The organism is Variovorax sp. J2P1-31 (assembly GCF_030317215.1).
Lineage (GTDB): Bacteria > Pseudomonadota > Gammaproteobacteria > Burkholderiales > Burkholderiaceae_C > Variovorax.
Genome location: NZ_JASZYA010000001.1, coordinates 1,084,771 through 1,099,447 on the forward strand (window position 1 = coordinate 1,084,771; position 14,677 = coordinate 1,099,447).

At 69.2% G+C, this 14,677-nt stretch carries 17 protein-coding genes; 11 read left to right on the top strand and 6 right to left on the bottom strand.

Features of this window, described 5'->3' with window-relative positions:
• Nucleotides 1-17: 17 nt before the first annotated feature.
• A complete protein-coding gene (locus QTI20_RS05010) occupies nucleotides 18-1,385 on the bottom strand; it encodes an NTP/NDP exchange transporter (protein WP_286549662.1) in 1,368 nt (455 codons plus the stop codon).
• Nucleotides 1,386-1,560: 175 nt separating this feature from the next.
• Here QTI20_RS05010 and QTI20_RS05015 point away from each other — a divergent pair, with 175 nt between their 5' ends.
• The 8 genes from QTI20_RS05015 (at nucleotide 1,561) to QTI20_RS05050 (ending at nucleotide 8,575) form a co-directional block, all read left to right on the top strand.
• Nucleotides 1,561-2,232: an amino acid ABC transporter permease gene (locus QTI20_RS05015; RefSeq protein ID WP_183027742.1), complete on the top strand. Its 672-nt coding sequence runs from the start codon at nucleotides 1,561-1,563 to the stop codon at nucleotides 2,230-2,232.
• A 163-nt stretch (nucleotides 2,233-2,395) separates the two neighbouring features.
• On the top strand, nucleotides 2,396-3,049 hold the full coding sequence (locus tag QTI20_RS05020; RefSeq protein ID WP_286549659.1) for an amino acid ABC transporter permease: 654 nt from the start codon (nucleotides 2,396-2,398) through the stop codon (nucleotides 3,047-3,049).
• A 52-nt stretch (nucleotides 3,050-3,101) separates the two neighbouring features.
• Nucleotides 3,102-3,899: a transporter substrate-binding domain-containing protein gene (locus tag QTI20_RS05025; protein WP_286549658.1), complete on the top strand. Its 798-nt coding sequence runs from the start codon at nucleotides 3,102-3,104 to the stop codon at nucleotides 3,897-3,899.
• A 144-nt stretch (nucleotides 3,900-4,043) separates the two neighbouring features.
• Nucleotides 4,044-4,823 (top strand): amino acid ABC transporter ATP-binding protein, encoded by a 780-nt coding sequence (locus tag QTI20_RS05030; protein WP_286549656.1) that lies wholly within the window; start codon nucleotides 4,044-4,046, stop codon nucleotides 4,821-4,823.
• Complete coding sequence (locus tag QTI20_RS05035) at nucleotides 4,823-5,575, top strand: sugar phosphate isomerase/epimerase family protein (protein ID WP_286549654.1); 753 nt, start codon at nucleotides 4,823-4,825, stop codon at nucleotides 5,573-5,575. Before QTI20_RS05030 ends, QTI20_RS05035 begins: the two co-directional genes overlap by 1 nt.
• Complete coding sequence (locus QTI20_RS05040; protein ID WP_286549653.1) at nucleotides 5,572-6,525, top strand: sugar kinase; 954 nt, start codon at nucleotides 5,572-5,574, stop codon at nucleotides 6,523-6,525. The genes QTI20_RS05035 and QTI20_RS05040 overlap by 4 nt, the downstream gene beginning before the upstream one ends.
• A complete protein-coding gene (locus QTI20_RS05045) occupies nucleotides 6,522-7,517 on the top strand; it encodes a 2-hydroxyacid dehydrogenase (protein WP_286549652.1) in 996 nt (331 codons plus the stop codon). The genes QTI20_RS05040 and QTI20_RS05045 overlap by 4 nt, the downstream gene beginning before the upstream one ends.
• Nucleotides 7,514-8,575: a LacI family DNA-binding transcriptional regulator gene (locus tag QTI20_RS05050; RefSeq protein ID WP_286549650.1), complete on the top strand. Its 1,062-nt coding sequence runs from the start codon at nucleotides 7,514-7,516 to the stop codon at nucleotides 8,573-8,575. The genes QTI20_RS05045 and QTI20_RS05050 overlap by 4 nt, the downstream gene beginning before the upstream one ends.
• Before the next feature lie 22 nt (nucleotides 8,576-8,597).
• On the opposite strand, the gene QTI20_RS05055 is transcribed toward QTI20_RS05050, so the two are convergent.
• The 3 genes from QTI20_RS05055 to QTI20_RS05065 form a co-directional block, all read right to left on the bottom strand.
• Nucleotides 8,598-8,957, bottom strand: a complete 360-nt coding sequence (locus QTI20_RS05055; protein WP_286549649.1) for a hypothetical protein — start codon at nucleotides 8,955-8,957, stop codon at nucleotides 8,598-8,600.
• Nucleotides 8,958-9,011: 54 nt separating this feature from the next.
• Nucleotides 9,012-9,416: a VOC family protein gene (locus QTI20_RS05060; protein WP_286549647.1), complete on the bottom strand. Its 405-nt coding sequence runs from the start codon at nucleotides 9,414-9,416 to the stop codon at nucleotides 9,012-9,014.
• 129 nt (nucleotides 9,417-9,545) lie between these two features.
• Nucleotides 9,546-10,058, bottom strand: coding sequence for an Lrp/AsnC family transcriptional regulator (locus tag QTI20_RS05065; protein WP_286549645.1), 513 nt, complete (start codon nucleotides 10,056-10,058; stop codon nucleotides 9,546-9,548).
• Between the two features lie 150 nt (nucleotides 10,059-10,208).
• On the opposite strand from QTI20_RS05065, the gene QTI20_RS05070 reads away from it, so the two are divergent.
• Both QTI20_RS05070 and QTI20_RS05075 read left to right on the top strand, forming a co-directional pair.
• A complete protein-coding gene (locus QTI20_RS05070) occupies nucleotides 10,209-11,225 on the top strand; it encodes a 1-aminocyclopropane-1-carboxylate deaminase (protein WP_286549644.1) in 1,017 nt (338 codons plus the stop codon).
• 15 nt (nucleotides 11,226-11,240) lie between these two features.
• A complete protein-coding gene (locus QTI20_RS05075) occupies nucleotides 11,241-11,669 on the top strand; it encodes a hypothetical protein (protein ID WP_286549643.1) in 429 nt (142 codons plus the stop codon).
• Nucleotides 11,670-11,738: 69 nt separating this feature from the next.
• Here QTI20_RS05075 and QTI20_RS05080 read toward each other — a convergent pair whose 3' ends face one another.
• Nucleotides 11,739-12,956, bottom strand: a complete 1,218-nt coding sequence (locus QTI20_RS05080; RefSeq protein WP_286549642.1) for a DMP19 family protein — start codon at nucleotides 12,954-12,956, stop codon at nucleotides 11,739-11,741.
• Between the two features lie 158 nt (nucleotides 12,957-13,114).
• Between QTI20_RS05080 and QTI20_RS05085 the strand changes: the two genes are divergently transcribed.
• A complete protein-coding gene (locus QTI20_RS05085) occupies nucleotides 13,115-14,140 on the top strand; it encodes a hypothetical protein (protein ID WP_286549641.1) in 1,026 nt (341 codons plus the stop codon).
• A 34-nt stretch (nucleotides 14,141-14,174) separates the two neighbouring features.
• Here QTI20_RS05085 and QTI20_RS05090 read toward each other — a convergent pair whose 3' ends face one another.
• Nucleotides 14,175-14,633 carry a RidA family protein gene (locus QTI20_RS05090; protein WP_183027728.1) on the bottom strand — a complete coding sequence of 153 codons (459 nt, stop codon included), beginning with the start codon at nucleotides 14,631-14,633 and terminating at the stop codon, nucleotides 14,175-14,177.
• Between the last annotated feature and the right edge of the window lie 44 nt (nucleotides 14,634-14,677).

Below are 14,677 nucleotides of genomic sequence, written 5' to 3' on the forward strand. Positions count from 1 at the left end.
TCCTGGGAAGGTGGGGGTCAATCGGCAGCGTGTCCTGCGGTGGATGCACGGGGCGCGGTCGAGTTCCCCGCAGGAGCGTGCAATCGTCGCTCCTGCTGGCGCGCGATCCACAGCGAGAGGACGGCCCATGCGGCGGCCAGCGGAATCGCCAGCGCCGCCAGGCCCGCGAAGCCCACGCCCAGCGCGCCCAGGCCGGCCGAGATCCAGCCGCTGACGGCATCGCCACCGCGGTAGACCACGGTCTCGATCGCGTTCTTGGCCTTGTACTTGGCTTCGCGCCCGACCACGGTGAACAGCACCTCGCGCGCCGGCCGTGCGATCGCGTAGTCGAAGGCGCGGCGCAAGGCCTGCGCGGCGGCCAGCACGAGCACCGTGGGCGAGAGCGCCACCGCCGCGAAGGCCAGCGCCGAGGCGACCGGCAGCAGCACCAGTGCCGTCCCCACGCCGAAGCGCTTCATGAGCCGGCCGGTGACGAAGAGCTGCAGCAGCAGCGTGAGCGTCGATACGCCCAGGTCGACCAAGGCGAAGAAGCGGGTGCGCGATGCCGTATCTGAAAAGGCCCCGGCCACGATGCGGCCCTGCTCGAAGTAGAGGAAGGTCGAGGCCGCGGTGTGCAGCAGCAAATAGCCGCACAGGCCCAGCAGGTAGGGCGAGCGCGCGATCAGCGCCAGGCCGGCCAGCACACTGCCGCCGATGGGGCGGGCGTCGCCGGTGGCCGTGGCGGCGCCAGCGGCGCCTTCATGCGCAAGTCTTTGGCCTTCGCGCGGATACAGCCGGTGGAAGCACTGCAGCGCGGCTTCGAGCAGCAATGCCGCGCCCAGCGTCAGCGCGACCGGCCCGAGCGCCGTGACCAGCGAGGCGGCCAGCGCCGGCCCGACGAAGGTGCCCGCGGTGCCGCCGGCCGCAATGAAGCCGAACAGCCGCCGGCCTTGTGCGTTGCTGAAGCAGTCGGCCAGCACGCTCCAGAAGATGCTGATCACGAACAGGTTGAAGACACTGATCCACACGAAGAACACGCGGCCCACCCAGACGCCGTGCACGCCGCTTGCGATCAGCACGCAGAACACCAGGATGCTCACGGTGAAGAAGCGGTAGGCCAGCGGCACGAAGCGCCGCGGCGGCAGCCGGGTGACCAGCCAGCCGAACAGCGGCACCAGCGCGAGCATCGCGACGAAGGTGGCGCTGAACAGCCACTGCAGTTCGTCCGCGCCGCCGGCCAGGCCCAGCGCATCGCGCAGCGGCCGCAGCAGGTAGTAGCCGCCCAGCAGGCAGAAGAACCAGCCGAAGCCGAGCAGCGTCGCCCGCACCTCGTCCGGCTGCACGTCCACCGCCCGACGCAGCCAGCGGTGGAGCAGGGCAGGGGGCGCGGGGAAGGGCGAGGTCACTGCGCCAGTTTGCCCAAGAAGCGGCCAGATGCCGTCGGATGCCCTTGCGATGGCGTTGGCTCTCAGCCTGACCCGCGAAACTTGCATACAAGGGTAAACCCCGATGTTTCGTCTGAAACCGGTTTCATACACTGGCCAGCCCACGCACCGCTTGCCTGTCCGCAGGATTTGCCCAGTGAATTACCAATTCCAGTTCGACGCCGTCTTCGCCGCCTGGCCACTGCTCCTCAAGGGCACGTGGATCACCATCCAGCTCTCGCTGGTGGCCACCGTGCTCGGCCTTGTCGTCGCCATCTTCTGCGCCTGGGGCAAGACCTCGGGGCCCGCCTGGTTGCGCTTCATCGTCAATGCCTACATCGAGGTGATCCGCAACACGCCCTTCCTGGTGCAGTTGTTCTTCTTCTTTTTCGCGCTGCCGGCCATCGGCCTGCGCTGGTCGCCCTACACGGCCGCGCTGACCGCGATGGTGGTGAACCTGGGCGCCTATGCCACCGAGATCATCCGCGCGGGCATCGAGTCGATTCCCAAGGGCCAGATCGAGGCGGGCCGTGCGCTCAACCTCAAGCCCTGGGAGATCTTCCGCTTCGTGATCATCAAGCCCGCGCTCAAGGCCATCTACCCCGCGCTCACCAGCCAGTTCATCCTGCTGATGCTGAGCTCGGCCGTGGTGTCGGTGATCTCGGCCGACGACCTGACCTCGGTCGCGGCCAACCTGCAGTCGCAGACCTTCCGCAGCTTCGAGATCTACATCGTGGTGGCAGGTATCTACCTGTTGCTGGCCTTGAGCTTCTCCGGCCTCTTCAAGCTGATCTATCAGCGAACCCTCAACTATCCGGATCGTCGATAGCAATGGCTCGCCCCCAGTCTTCGCGCACTTCGTGTCGCTTCGCCAACCCCCTACCGGGGGCAACACCAGCGGCCCGGCAAAGCCGGTTCCGCGGTGTTTCCCGATCAAGCCTGCATCGAGCTGAGGCGCCGGTTGCCCACTCGCTGAAAGACTGAGATTTGATATGCGTACCTTCGGCTTTCCCGAATTCCTCTTCATCCTCCAGGCCGTCCAGTGGACGCTGGCGCTGTCGCTGATCGCCTTCGTCGGCGGCGCGCTGCTGGGCCTGGTGATCGCGCTGGCGCGCACCTCCGAGAGCCGCTTCGCCCGCGGCGCGGCCGTCACCTTCATCCAGATCTTCCAGGGCACGCCGCTGCTGCTGCAGCTGTTCCTGATCTTCTTCGGCGCGCCGGTGCTGGGCCTGGACATCAACCCCTGGATCGCCGCGGGCGCCGCGCTGATCCTCAACAGCGCGGCCTTCCTGGGCGAGATCTGGCGCGGTTGCATCGAAGCCGTGCCGCGTGGCCAGATCGAGGCGGCGCAGGCACTCAACCTGCGCTATGTCGACCGCATGCGCGACGTGGTGCTGCCCCAGGCCTTCAAGATCGCGCTCGCGCCGACCGTGGGCTATGTGGTGCAGATCATCAAGGGCACCTCGCTGGCCGCCATCATCGGCTTCACCGAGGTCACGCGCGCCGGCCAGATCATCAACAACGCGACCTTCCAGCCGCTGCAGGTCTTCGCCACCGTGGCCGCGATCTACTTCGTGATCTGCTGGCCGCTGTCGCTGCTGGCCGCGCGCATGGAGCGCCGCCGCGCCCAGGCGCTGGCCCGCTGATTCCCCCTTTCTTTTCTTGCCTGTTCCCGTCCTCAACTCAGGAGACTTCGACATGACCCGTTCCACCACCCGCCGCACCGCCATCGCTGCCCTCGGCCTGGGCGCCGCACTCACCGTGTTCGCACCTTTCGCCACCGCGCAGTCGATCGCCGACATCAAGAAGAAGGGCGAAGTCACCATCGGCATGCTGGTCGACTTCCCGCCCTACGGCACGACCAACGCGCAGAACCAGCCCGACGGCTACGACGCCGACGTGGCCAAGCTGCTGGCCAAGGAATGGGGCGTCAAGGCCAACATCGTGCCGGTCACCGGCCCGAACCGCATTCCCTTCCTGCTGACCAACAAGGTCGACCTGCTGGTCGCGTCGCTGGCCATCACGCCCGAACGTTCGAAGCAGGTGCAGTTCTCCGCGCCCTACGCCGCCGCGACCATCGTGCTGTACGGCAAGAAGGACGCCAACATCAAGGGCGCGGCCGACCTCAAGGGCCAGCGCATCGGCGTGGCCCGCGCATCGACGCAGGACGTGGCCGTGACCAAGGCCGCACCGGAAGGCACCGAGATCCGCCGCTTCGACGACGACGCCTCGGCCATGCAGGCCCTGATGTCGGGCCAGGTCGATGCCATCGGCTGCTCGGTCACCGTCGCGGCGCAGATCGCCAAGCGCGTGCCCGCCAACACCTTCGAGAACAAGTTCACGCTGGTGCAGCAGGCCATGGGCGTCGCGATGCGTCCGGGCCAGGAAGAGCTGCTGAAGAACGTGAACGCCTTCGTCGAGAAGAACACGGCCAACGGCGAGCTCAACAAGCTCTACCAGAAGTGGCTGGGCGCCGACCTGCCGAAATTGAACTGACCCCCGAGTCTTCGCGCACTGCGTGTCGCGTGCGCCTTCCCCCTTCCAGGGGGCGACACCAGCGGCCCGGCAAAGCCGGTTCCGCGGTGTCCCACGCGAAAGCCGATGTGCGCATTCGATGAAGAAACTTTGGAACGAGAAAATATGACCGACGCAGTCACGACCCCTGCCGGCACCGAGCCGATCATCCGCATGGAAGCGGTGAACAAGTGGTACGGCGAATTCCAGGTGCTGACCGGCATCGACCTGAGCGTGCGCGCGGGCGAACGCATCGTGATCTGCGGGCCTTCGGGCTCGGGCAAGTCGACGCTGATCCGCTGCATCAACCGCCTCGAGACGGTGCAGCAGGGCCGCATCGTGGTCGACGGCATCGAGCTCACGGCCGGTGGCAAGAACGTCGATGCGGTGCGCGCCGAAGTCGGCATGGTGTTCCAGCAGTTCAACCTGTTCCCGCACCTGACCATCCTCGAGAACTGCACGCTGGCGCCGATGCGCTCGCGCGGCCTGTCGAAGGAGCAGGCGGAAGAGGTGGCGATGAAGTACCTCACCCGCGTGCGCATTCCCGAGCAGGCCAAGAAGTACCCGAGCCAGCTGTCGGGCGGCCAGCAGCAGCGCGTGGCGATCGCACGCGCGCTGTGCATGTCGCCCAAGATCATGCTGTTCGACGAGCCCACCTCGGCCCTCGATCCCGAGATGGTCAAGGAAGTGCTCGACACCATGATCGGCCTGGCCGAAGACGGCATGACCATGCTGTGCGTGACGCACGAGATGGGCTTCGCCCGCAGTGTGGCCGACCGCGTGATCTTCATGGCCGACGGCAAGATCGTCGAACAGGCGCCGCCGGCCGAGTTCTTCAGCAACCCGAAGAACGACAAGACCAAGCAATTCCTGGGTCAGATCCTTTCCTCGCACCAGGCGCACTGATGGCCTCGATTCCCGTACTGATCTCGCTGTCGTCCTTCGGCGCGGCCGAGGTGGGCCGGCACGGCCAGCTCTGGTGTTCCGAACTCGCGCGCGCCGCGGGTGCCGATTCGGTCGAGGTGCGCGGCGAGCTGCTGCGCAACCCCGACGCCGAACTGCCCGCGCTCGCGGGCCATGCCTCGGTCTACAGCAGCCCCGAGGGCCTGTGGGCCGAAGGCGGCTGGCTCGACAGCGCGGCGCTGGCGCGCGGCATCGCGGCCGCGACCACGCTCGGCGCCAGGCGCCTGAAGATGGCCATCGGCGACTTCCGCACCAGCTCGCACGGTTCGCTGTGGGGCCTGAAGACCCAACTGTCCGAGACCCGCATCGAGCTCTTGATCGAGAACGACCAGACCGTCTCGGCGGGCACCTTGCCCGCACTGCTGACTTTCTTCGACGTGGCCGACCGTGCCGGGCTGAACCTGGGCATGACGTTCGATATGGGCAACTGGCACTGGCTGGGCGAATGCCCGCTCGAAGCCGCCAAGGCCCTGGGCCACCGCGTGCGCTATGTGCACTGCAAGGGCGTGCAGCGGCTGCCGGCCAAGTGGGTCGCGGTGCCGCTGGCCGATTCCTCGGCCCCCTGGCGCGCCGTGCTGCGCGCGCTGCCGGCCGACGTGCCGCACGCCATCGAATACCCGCTGATCGGCGACGACCTGCTGGCCGTCACGCGCACCCAGATCGACTTCATCCGCGCCGCCCGCGCCTTGCCATGACCGATACCGCCTTCGACGTCGCCCTGTTCGGCGAAGCCATGCTGCTGCTGGTGGCCGACCGGCCGGGCCCGCTGGAAGACGCGCAGTCCTTCCACAAGCGCACCGCCGGCGCCGAGACCAACGTGGCCATCGGCCTGTCGCGCCTGGGCCTGAAGGTGGGCTGGGCCAGCCGGCTCGGCACCGATTCGATGGGCCGCTACCTGATCGCGACCATGAAGGGCGAGGGCATCGACTGCAGCCACGTGATCTGCGACGCGTCACAGAAGACCGGCTTCCAGTTCAAGGGCCGCGTCACCGACGGCAGCGACCCGCCGGTCGAATACCACCGCAAGGGTTCGGCCGCGAGCCAGATGACGGCCGACGACATCGACGTGCCCTGGCTCACCTCCGCGCGCCACCTGCACGCCACCGGCGTGTTCGCCGCCATCTCCGCGACCACGCTGCCGGCCGCGATCAAGGCCATGGACACGATGCGCGCCGCGGGCCGCACCATCTCCTTCGACCCCAACCTGCGCCCCACGCTGTGGGCCTCGACCGAGGCCATGCGCAGCGCCATCAACGACCTGGCCTCGCGCGCCGACTGGGTGCTGCCCGGCATCGAGGAGGGCCTGCTGCTCACCGGCCAAAGCACGCCCGAAGGCATCGCGGCTTTTTATCGCCAACTCGGCGCGAAGCTGGTGGTGGTGAAGCTGGGCGCCGAGGGCGCCTACTACGACAGCGACGTGGCCGGCACCGGCCGCGTGGCGGGCTTCCCGGTCGAGGAAGTGATCGACACCGTGGGCGCGGGCGACGGCTTCGCGGCCGGCGTGATCAGCGCTCTGCTCGAAGGCCGCAGCGTGCCCGACGCGGTGCGCCGCGGCAGCTGGATCGGCGCGCGCGCGGTCCAGGTGCTGGGTGACACCGAAGGCCTGCCGACGCGGGCCCAACTCGACGAGGCGAAGCTGGGATGACCGCTGCAATGCGCAAGAAGGTGCTGGTGTTCCGCGAACTGCCCGAGGACCAGCTCGCGCGGCTGCAGGCCGTGCACGACGTGACCGTGGCCAACCCGAAGGTGGCGGCCCAGCGCGCGGCCTTCGATGCCGCGCTGCCCGAGGCGCAGGCGCTGATCGGTTCGAGCTGGCCGGTCGACGCGGCGCTGCTCGATCGCGCACCCAAGCTCGAGGTGATCTCGAGCGTGTCGGTGGGCGTCGACAACTTCGCGCTGGCCGAACTGCACCGGCGCGGCATCCTGCTGTGCCACACGCCCGGCGTGCTCGACGAGACCGTGGCCGACACCATGTTCGCCTTGCTGATGGCGACCAGCCGTCGCGTGGTCGAGCTGTCGAACCTGGTGCGCGAAGGGCAATGGACCAGGAACATCGGCCCCGAGCTGTTCGGCACCGACGTGCACGGCAAGACGCTGGGCCTGCTGGGCTTCGGCCGCATCGGCCAGGCCATCGCGCGCCGCGCGGCCCTGGGCTTCGGCATGCCGGTGCTCTACCACGCACGCCGTGCGGTCGACCTCGCGGCGCAGGCGCCCGAACTGCAGGGCCATGCGCTGCACACGCCGCTGAACGAGCTGCTCGCGCGCGCCGACTTCGTGGTCGCGATGCTGCCCCTGTCCGATGCCACGCGCGGCATGATCGACGCCGAGGTCTTCGGCGCCATGAAGCCGGGTGCGATCTTCATCAACGGCGGCCGCGGTGCCACGGTGAACGAGGCCGCGCTGCTGGCCGCGCTCGACAGCGGCCACCTGCACGCGGCCGGGCTCGACGTGTTCGCGACCGAGCCGCTGCCGCTCGATTCGGCATTGCGCACCCATGCGCGCGTGACGCCGCTGCCGCACATCGGCTCGGCCACGCACGAGACCCGCCATGCGATGGCCGAGCTGGCGACCACCAACCTGCTGCAGGCGCTGGCCGGCCAGAGGCCGGGCGCCGTCTTCGACACGGCCTCGGCGTGAGCACCCGGGCACCGCGCCAGAAGCCCGCGGGCCAGCGGGCCACCATCGCCGACGTGGCGGCGGCGGCCGGCGTGTCGAAGGCCACGGTCTCGCGCTTCTTCAACCACCGCGAGCGACTGCTGAGCCCCGACATCGCGGCGCGCGTGGAGACCGCGATCGCCGCGCTCGGCTATTCGCCCAGCCCCATGGCCCAGGCCCTGAGCCGCGGCAGCACGCGGCTGATCGGCCTGATCGTGGCCGACATCACCAACCCCTATTCGGTGGCCGTGCTGCGCGGCGCCGAGAAGGCCTGCCAGGACGCGGGCTACCTGGTGATGCTGTTCAACCTCGGCAACGAGAGCGGCCGCGAGCGCGAGGCCATCGATGCGCTGGCCAGCTACCAGGTCGACGGCTTCATCCTCAACACGCTGGGCCGCGGCGCCAGCACCGTCGACGCGGTGGCGCTGCACGGCAAGCCGGCGGTGCTGGTCGACCGACGCCATGCGGGCATGCAGGCCGACTTCGTGTCGCTCGACAACCCGGGCGCGATGGCGCTGGCCTGCGAACACCTGCTGGCCGGCGGCTACCGCGAGTTCCTCTACATCACCGAGCCGCAGAAGGGCGTGAGCACGCGGCGCGAGCGTACGAATGCCTTCGGCGACTGCATGGCCGCGCATGCGCCGGGCGTGAAGGGCGAGGTGTTCGAGAGCGAGGAGGGCGACAGCGCCGGCCTCGAGGCCGCGCTGCGCGCCCTGCGCCAGCGGGCCCGGCGTGCTCGGCGTGCGCCGGCCGTGATCTCGGGCAACGCGGTGGTCACCCTGCGCGTGGCCGCGGCCGTGGCCGGGCTGGACTGGCAGTTCGGCGAGGACCTGGGTTTCGTCGGCTTCGACGAGGCCGAATGGTCGCCGCTGGTCGGGCCGGGCCTGAGCACCATCGCGCAACCCACGGCCGAGATCGGCCGCGGCGCCGCCAACTGCCTGATCGAGCGCCTGCGCGGCCTCGATCTGCCGCCGCGCGTGCTGCTGCTGCCGGGCGAGCTGGTGACGCGGGGGTCGTCGCGGCGGGACGGCGCGGCCTGAGCGGGCCGGCCTGCCTGGCGCTTCATCCGCCGGCGACGGGCCTTCTGCGAACGATCAGGAAGAACAGAAGGCAGGCCAGCGCCAGCAGCCCGAAGAAGGCGAAGCCGATCATCGAATTCTCCGAGCCGATGTCCGTGAACAGGGTGAGTGCGTCCAGCGCGACGTACAGGCTGTAGGCCAGCGTGGGCGCGAACAGCACGATCGACACGATCCGGACGGGCGCGCCGGGGCGCAGGATCAGCAGGATGCCCAGCACGACCGACGCGACCAGCAGCAGCGGCACGCCGACCACCAGCGTGAGCAGGCCATGCGGGTCGGCGAGGGCGGCGGGTGAGCACAGGGCAAGAGCGGCGGCGGCCCAGAGTCGCGGGGAGGTTCTCATGGCGCTAAGGTAACCCAGGCGGCGCCACAGTCGATCCGGCCTGCTGCGTCGTCCTCATGCACCATCGGCCATCGGGCCATGGCAGGCGACACACAGCTTGTTCCCGTCCGGATCTCGGAAGTACGCGCCGTCGTAGTGCTCGTGGTACTGGGGACGCAGGCCGGGCGGGCCCTCGCAGGTGCCGCCATTCTCCAGCGCGGTTCGGTGTGCGCTTCGAACCATCTGCCTGGAGGCCGCGGCGAACGCGACCATCTGCCCGTTGCCGGGGTGATGCGGCTGGCCGTCGTGGGGCGTGCAGATCACGAAGAAGGGGCGCGTTCCGCCGGCACTGTGCCAGCCGGCCCAGGGCCTGTCCCGCTCGCAGAAGCGCAGCGCGAGGCCGAGGCTGTCCATCACCGGGCTGTAGAAGCGCAAGGCGCGCTCGAAATCGCTGACGCTGACAAAGATGTGGGAGAACACCGGGGCTCCTCGGGCGTGGGGAGAAAGGCTTCGGCCGTCGCGTGGCGGCCCGACGCCGCCGGCATGCAGCATGCCACAGCGCCATCCTGGCGAGACCTCGCAGGCCGATGCGAACGTGGTGGCCTTGGCTTAGACACTCAACTGCGTCGTCGACAGCACTTCCTTCAGCACCATGAAGCTGCGGATCTGCCGCACGCCCGGCAGGTAGAGCAGCTGCTCGGCGTGCAGCCGGTTGAAGCTCTCGTGGTCGCGCGTGCGCAGCAGCATGAAGTAGTCGAACTCGCCCGTCACGACATGGCATTCGAGGCAGCCCGAGACCTTGTGCACCGCCTTCTCGAAGTCGGCGAAGGACTCGGGCGTGGAGCGGTCGAGCACCACGCCGATCATCACCAGCATGCCGGCGTCGAGGGCGCGCGGCTCCAGCAGGGCCACGATGCCGCGGATCATGCCCATGGCCTTGAGCCGCTCGACGCGGCGCAGGCAGGCCGGCGCGCTGAGGTTCACCTTGGCCGCCAGCGCGATGTTGGAGACCGATGCGTCGCGCTGCAGGGCGCGCAGGATGGCGCGGTCGATGCGGTCGAGCTCGCCCTTCGGCGAAGGGGCGGGCGCGACGCTCGCGGAACGGCGTTTTGTTGTGCTCATCAGGGGTTTCTCGAAATTTCCAAAGGATGAATGGATTCTGAGGGCGCCTTCATTCCGTGAACAAGCACTATTTCGCAACCCTGTGTCGCGGCTCCATTCCTAAGATCGATGCACCACATCCCGCCGATCACGCACACAGGAGCACCGCCCATGAATCTGAAGAAATTCCCCCGCTATCCGCTGACCTTCGGGCCGACGCCCATCCAGCCGCTCAAGCGCCTGAGCGCGCATCTGGGCGGCAAGGTCGAGCTCTATGCCAAGCGCGAGGACTGCAACAGCGGCCTGGCCTTCGGCGGCAACAAGACGCGCAAGCTCGAGTACCTGATTCCCGAGGCGCTCGAAGGCGGCTACGACACGCTCGTGTCGATCGGCGGCATCCAGTCGAACCAGACGCGGCAGGTGGCGGCGGTGGCCGCGCACCTGGGACTGAAGTGCGTGCTGGTCCAGGAGAACTGGGTCAACTATTCCGACGCGGTGTACGACCGGGTCGGCAACATCGAGATGTCGCGCATCATGGGCGCCGACGTCCGGCTGGATGCCGCGGGCTTCGACATCGGCATCCGCAAGAGCTGGGAAGACGCGATGGAGAGCGTGCGCCAGGCCGGCGGCAAGCCCTTCCCGATTCCCGCGGGCTGCTCGGAGCATCCCAAGGGCGGGCTCGGCTTCGTGGGCTTTGCCGAAGAGGTGCGGCAGCAGGAGGCCGAGCTCGGCTTCCGCTTCGACTACATCGTGGTCTGCGCGGTGACGGGCAGCACCCAGGCCGGCATGGTCGTGGGCTTCGCGGCCGATGGCCGCGCCGACCGCGTGATCGGCATCGACGCCTCGGCCAAGCCGCAGAAGACCCATGAGCAGATCCTGCGCATCGCGAAGAACACGGCGCAGCTGGTCGAGCTCGATCGCGACATCACGGCGCAGGACGTCGTGCTCGACACCCGCTTCGGCGGACCGGAGTACGGCCTGCCCAACGAAGGCACGCTCGAAGCCATCCGCTTGAGTGCCAGGCTGGAGGCCATGCTCACCGACCCGGTCTACGAGGGCAAGTCGATGCACGGCATGATCGAGAAGGTGCGGCTCGGCGAGTTTCCGCCGGGCTCGAAGGTGCTGTATGCGCACCTGGGCGGCGTGCCGGCGCTCAACGCCTACAGCTTCCTGTTCCGCAATGGCTGAGGCGAAGGGAAGGGCATGAAGCTGCTGCAGCGCGCGACCGGGCCGGGGCGGCGCATGCAGTGGGTCTGCGGTGCCGAGGTCGTCGAGCTGGCGTTGGCGGTGGCCGCCGTGCTCGCGCGTTCGCACGGCATCGGCGCCGACCTGTGGCGCATCGACGACTGGGCCGCGATGGCGCAGGACGGCATCGATGCCGAAGGGCGCTGGCGTCGCGGCGAGAGCGCTCGTGTGCTCAGCCGCTTCGATGCGCTGCTGGCGCCGACGCAGGGCGCGATCCTGGCCGTCACGCGCGCGCCGCGCGCGGTGCCGGAACTGCTGCGCGCCTTCGCCCCGGCCGGGCGGCGCTATCTCAGCCTCAGCGGCGACGACGTCGAGGCCCTGCACCCGACCGCGCTGCGGCTCGATGCGGAGATCGACATCGAATGGTCGAACCTCTCGGCGACGTAGCGCGCTGCAATCAGGGGAGAGGGCGAGGGCGCGCTGCCGTGGTGCCTCAGGCCCAGCGGCCGGACGCACTCATCGCTCGACCCCCTGGCGGTAGACGGCACGGCTGACCTCGGTGGCCCCACTGCCGTCGGCCTTGCCCTTCATCCAGCGCACGGGGCCTTCGAGGTAGCCGTCGACCAGCGCGCCTTCGCGCCAGCGGTGCTCGCCCTTCTCGATGGTGAGGAACTGGTGCAGCCGGCCCGTGCCCTCGGGTGCCAGCGGCTGGCCGTCGCGGTCGAGCACCCTCAGATAGCGTTCGCGGCGCTTCTTCTCGTCGTAGATGCTTTCGGTGTTGAGCGCACCGCCGGGCCAGTAGCGGCTGCGGTGCTCGCCGTCGGCGCGCTTCTCGTGGCGCAGCTGCAGCGTGCCGTCGGCGAAGAAGTGTTCGTCGCCCAGCGACTGGTTGTCGCGGAACAGCGAGGCCGTCTTGGGCGCGCCGTTGGCATGCATGGATTCGCGCAGGCCGTGCTTGCGCCACAGGGCACGCGTGCCTTCGTGCGACTGCAGCTTGCCGCCCTTGAGGCGCCAGGTGCCGCTGGCCTGGCTCGGGTAGTGCAGCCAGTGGCGGGTGCGCGTGCCGCCGTAGCCGTTCTCGGTCTGCAGCAGCTGGCGGTCGCGCGAGAACCAGACCACGTCGCAGTCGCCATCGCTGCGCTCGAGCAGGTTGGGCCCGATCGGAAAGCCGTCCTCGAAGCGCAGCCGGTGCGTGCCGTCCTTGAGCGCGATGTGCGCCACGCCGCGCTCGGGCAGGCCGGGCACGGCCGCGATCTCGAAGTAGTCGTGCGGCGACTGCACGATGGCCGCGCACAGCCGTTGCGAGATCGTGTGGTTGACGGCGTAGAAGTCCTTCTCCAGCGCCTCGAAGCGCGCCCGGTGGCTGGAGAACAGCGCCTCCGGCCACTCGTCGCTGTCGCGCGCCGACGCGACCGCGGGCGCCACCTCGGCCCAGGCCGCATGCACCGCCTCGACGAAGGGCTGGGCCTGCGCCAGGTGCGGGTTCTGCGCGATGAAGGCGGGCACCTGCGCGAAGCCGGGTGTCGACAGCGCGAGGTTGTAGAAGTACTGCATCACGCCGCCGTTCGAGACCTGGCCGTCGAACAGGTCGTAGAAGTAGGCGGCGCGCACCAGCGGCGCGGCCTCGGGCGCCTGCTCCGGCGACAGCGTGTCCATGATCGCGGACGTGAAATAGGGCGCGGCCTGCAGCAGGCCCGGCCAGTCGATCGCGGGGCGAAGGGTGGGGGTGTTCAACGGTGCTTCCATTCGAAAGAAAGGACGGTGGCACGAGTATGCCGAAGGGCCTGCATGCGGCGCGCCCTGCAGTCGCCGCGAGGCCGGCTTCTAGAATCCGCTCCCCTGATCCGGCACGACACGCGCGCGCCGGACGCATCACTCTCCCGGCGCCTCGCATGCATCTTCGTTTTCCTTCGCTTCCCTCGGCCTTCCTCGTTCTCGTGCTCTCGGGCTTCCATGGGGGTGCCGCAGCGCAGGCACCGATGCCCCAAGCGGCGGCCCCCGTCACCACGGCGGTGCCCGCGCCGCGCCTGCGGCTCAGCGAGCAGCCGAAGGTCCGCAGCGCGGTGATCGAGATGGTCGGCTACGCGCGCGGCAGCTTCAACGAGGTCGATGGGCTGATCGCGAGCCAGGTGCTCGCCGGCATGCGCTCGCGCCACGACATCACGCGCACCGTCTGGCCCGATGGCCGCACGGTCATCGCGTCCATCGACGGCGGCGACCATGGCGAGGAGCGCGCGGCCATGCTGCTCGATGGGGAAGGGCGCCTGCTGGCGCTGGGCCTGGTCAACGGGCACTGCCGGGCCCCGGCGAAGAGCGACGACCGCAAGGCGTGCAACCCGGCCCCGCAGGCCGTGCTGTCGATCTTCCAGCCCGCCGGCGCGAAGCAGGCCGATGCCGATCCGCTGGTCGTTTGGGCGAAGACGCTGCCCGACGGCCTGGCGCTGATGGCCGAGAGCGACGATCCGGCGGTGGCGGCGGACGCGCAGAAGATCGCGACGGTCGAGTACCTCACGGGCCAGCCGACGACGCCGGGCTGGCGCGACGACGAACTGCCGCCGGGATTCCCGGCCTCGCTGCGGCCCCTGCTGCTGCAGACGGCCGAAGTGAACAGCACCGCCAGCGCCGGCAAGATCGTGCGGCCGAAGGGCCTGGCGGGCCAGCCGATGCGCACGGCCTACGAGCGCGCGCAACGCGACGAGCCGCAGCTCCCCGATGCCGAGGTGACGCTGCGCAGCTATGCCGCGCTCGACACCGTGTTCGAGGCCTACCGTGCGCTCACCCACGGCGCGAGGCTGGAGCAGAGCGGCCGCGAGGTGGTGTTCAACGGCACCGATGGCGCCGGCCGCTACAGCGTGCGGCTGCGCGATGCGCAGGAGACCGGTGTGTTCATCACCGTCTCGAGCTGGAAGCGCCGCTAGCCTGCACCAGCGGCAGGCCGGGCGCGGGTCCGGATCAGGCGATCTCGGCGATCAGTTCGATCTCGACGCAGGCACCCGTGGGGATCTGTGCCACGCCGAAGGCGCTGCGTGCATGCGCGCCCTTTTCCGGGCCGAAGACTTCGGCGAAGAGTTCGCTCGCGCCGTTGGTCACCAGGTGCTGTTCGGTGAAGCTGCCGGTCGAGTTGACCAGGCTCATCACCTTGACGATGCGCACGACCTTGTTCAGGTCGCCGACGGCCGCGTGCAGCGTGCCCAGCAGGTCGATGGCAATGGCGCGCGCGGCCTTCTTGCCTTCTTCCGTCGTGATGTCCGCGCCGAGCTGGCCGACCCAGGACTTGCCGTCCTTCTTGGCGATGTGGCCCGAGAGGAAGACCAGCTTGCCGGTCTGCACGAAGGGCACATAGGCGGCAGCGGGCGTGGCCACGGGGGGCAGGGAGATGCCGAGTTGGGAAAGCTTGTCGTAAACGCTCATGAAATCACTCCTGATGAAAAGCCTTGGAGGTTAACGCGGTTACC

Excerpts from the sequence above, each read along its gene's own strand:
- QTI20_RS05020 (WP_286549659.1), top strand. The coding sequence starts at position 2,396 with ATGCGTACCTTCGGCTTTCCCGAATTCCTCTTCATCCTCCAGGCCGTC.
- QTI20_RS05025 (WP_286549658.1), top strand. The coding sequence starts at position 3,102 with ATGACCCGTTCCACCACCCGCCGCACCGCCATCGCTGCCCTCGGCCTG.
- QTI20_RS05030 (WP_286549656.1), top strand. The coding sequence starts at position 4,044 with ATGACCGACGCAGTCACGACCCCTGCCGGCACCGAGCCGATCATCCGC.
- QTI20_RS05035 (WP_286549654.1), top strand. The coding sequence starts at position 4,823 with ATGGCCTCGATTCCCGTACTGATCTCGCTGTCGTCCTTCGGCGCGGCC.
- QTI20_RS05040 (WP_286549653.1), top strand. The coding sequence starts at position 5,572 with ATGACCGATACCGCCTTCGACGTCGCCCTGTTCGGCGAAGCCATGCTG.
- QTI20_RS05045 (WP_286549652.1), top strand. The coding sequence starts at position 6,522 with ATGACCGCTGCAATGCGCAAGAAGGTGCTGGTGTTCCGCGAACTGCCC.
- QTI20_RS05055 (WP_286549649.1), bottom strand. The coding sequence starts at position 8,957 with ATGAGAACCTCCCCGCGACTCTGGGCCGCCGCCGCTCTTGCCCTGTGC.
- QTI20_RS05065 (WP_286549645.1), bottom strand. The coding sequence starts at position 10,058 with ATGAGCACAACAAAACGCCGTTCCGCGAGCGTCGCGCCCGCCCCTTCG.
- QTI20_RS05070 (WP_286549644.1), top strand. The coding sequence starts at position 10,209 with ATGAATCTGAAGAAATTCCCCCGCTATCCGCTGACCTTCGGGCCGACG.
- QTI20_RS05075 (WP_286549643.1), top strand. The coding sequence starts at position 11,241 with ATGAAGCTGCTGCAGCGCGCGACCGGGCCGGGGCGGCGCATGCAGTGG.
- QTI20_RS05085 (WP_286549641.1), top strand. The coding sequence starts at position 13,115 with ATGCATCTTCGTTTTCCTTCGCTTCCCTCGGCCTTCCTCGTTCTCGTG.
- QTI20_RS05090 (WP_183027728.1), bottom strand. The coding sequence starts at position 14,633 with ATGAGCGTTTACGACAAGCTTTCCCAACTCGGCATCTCCCTGCCCCCC.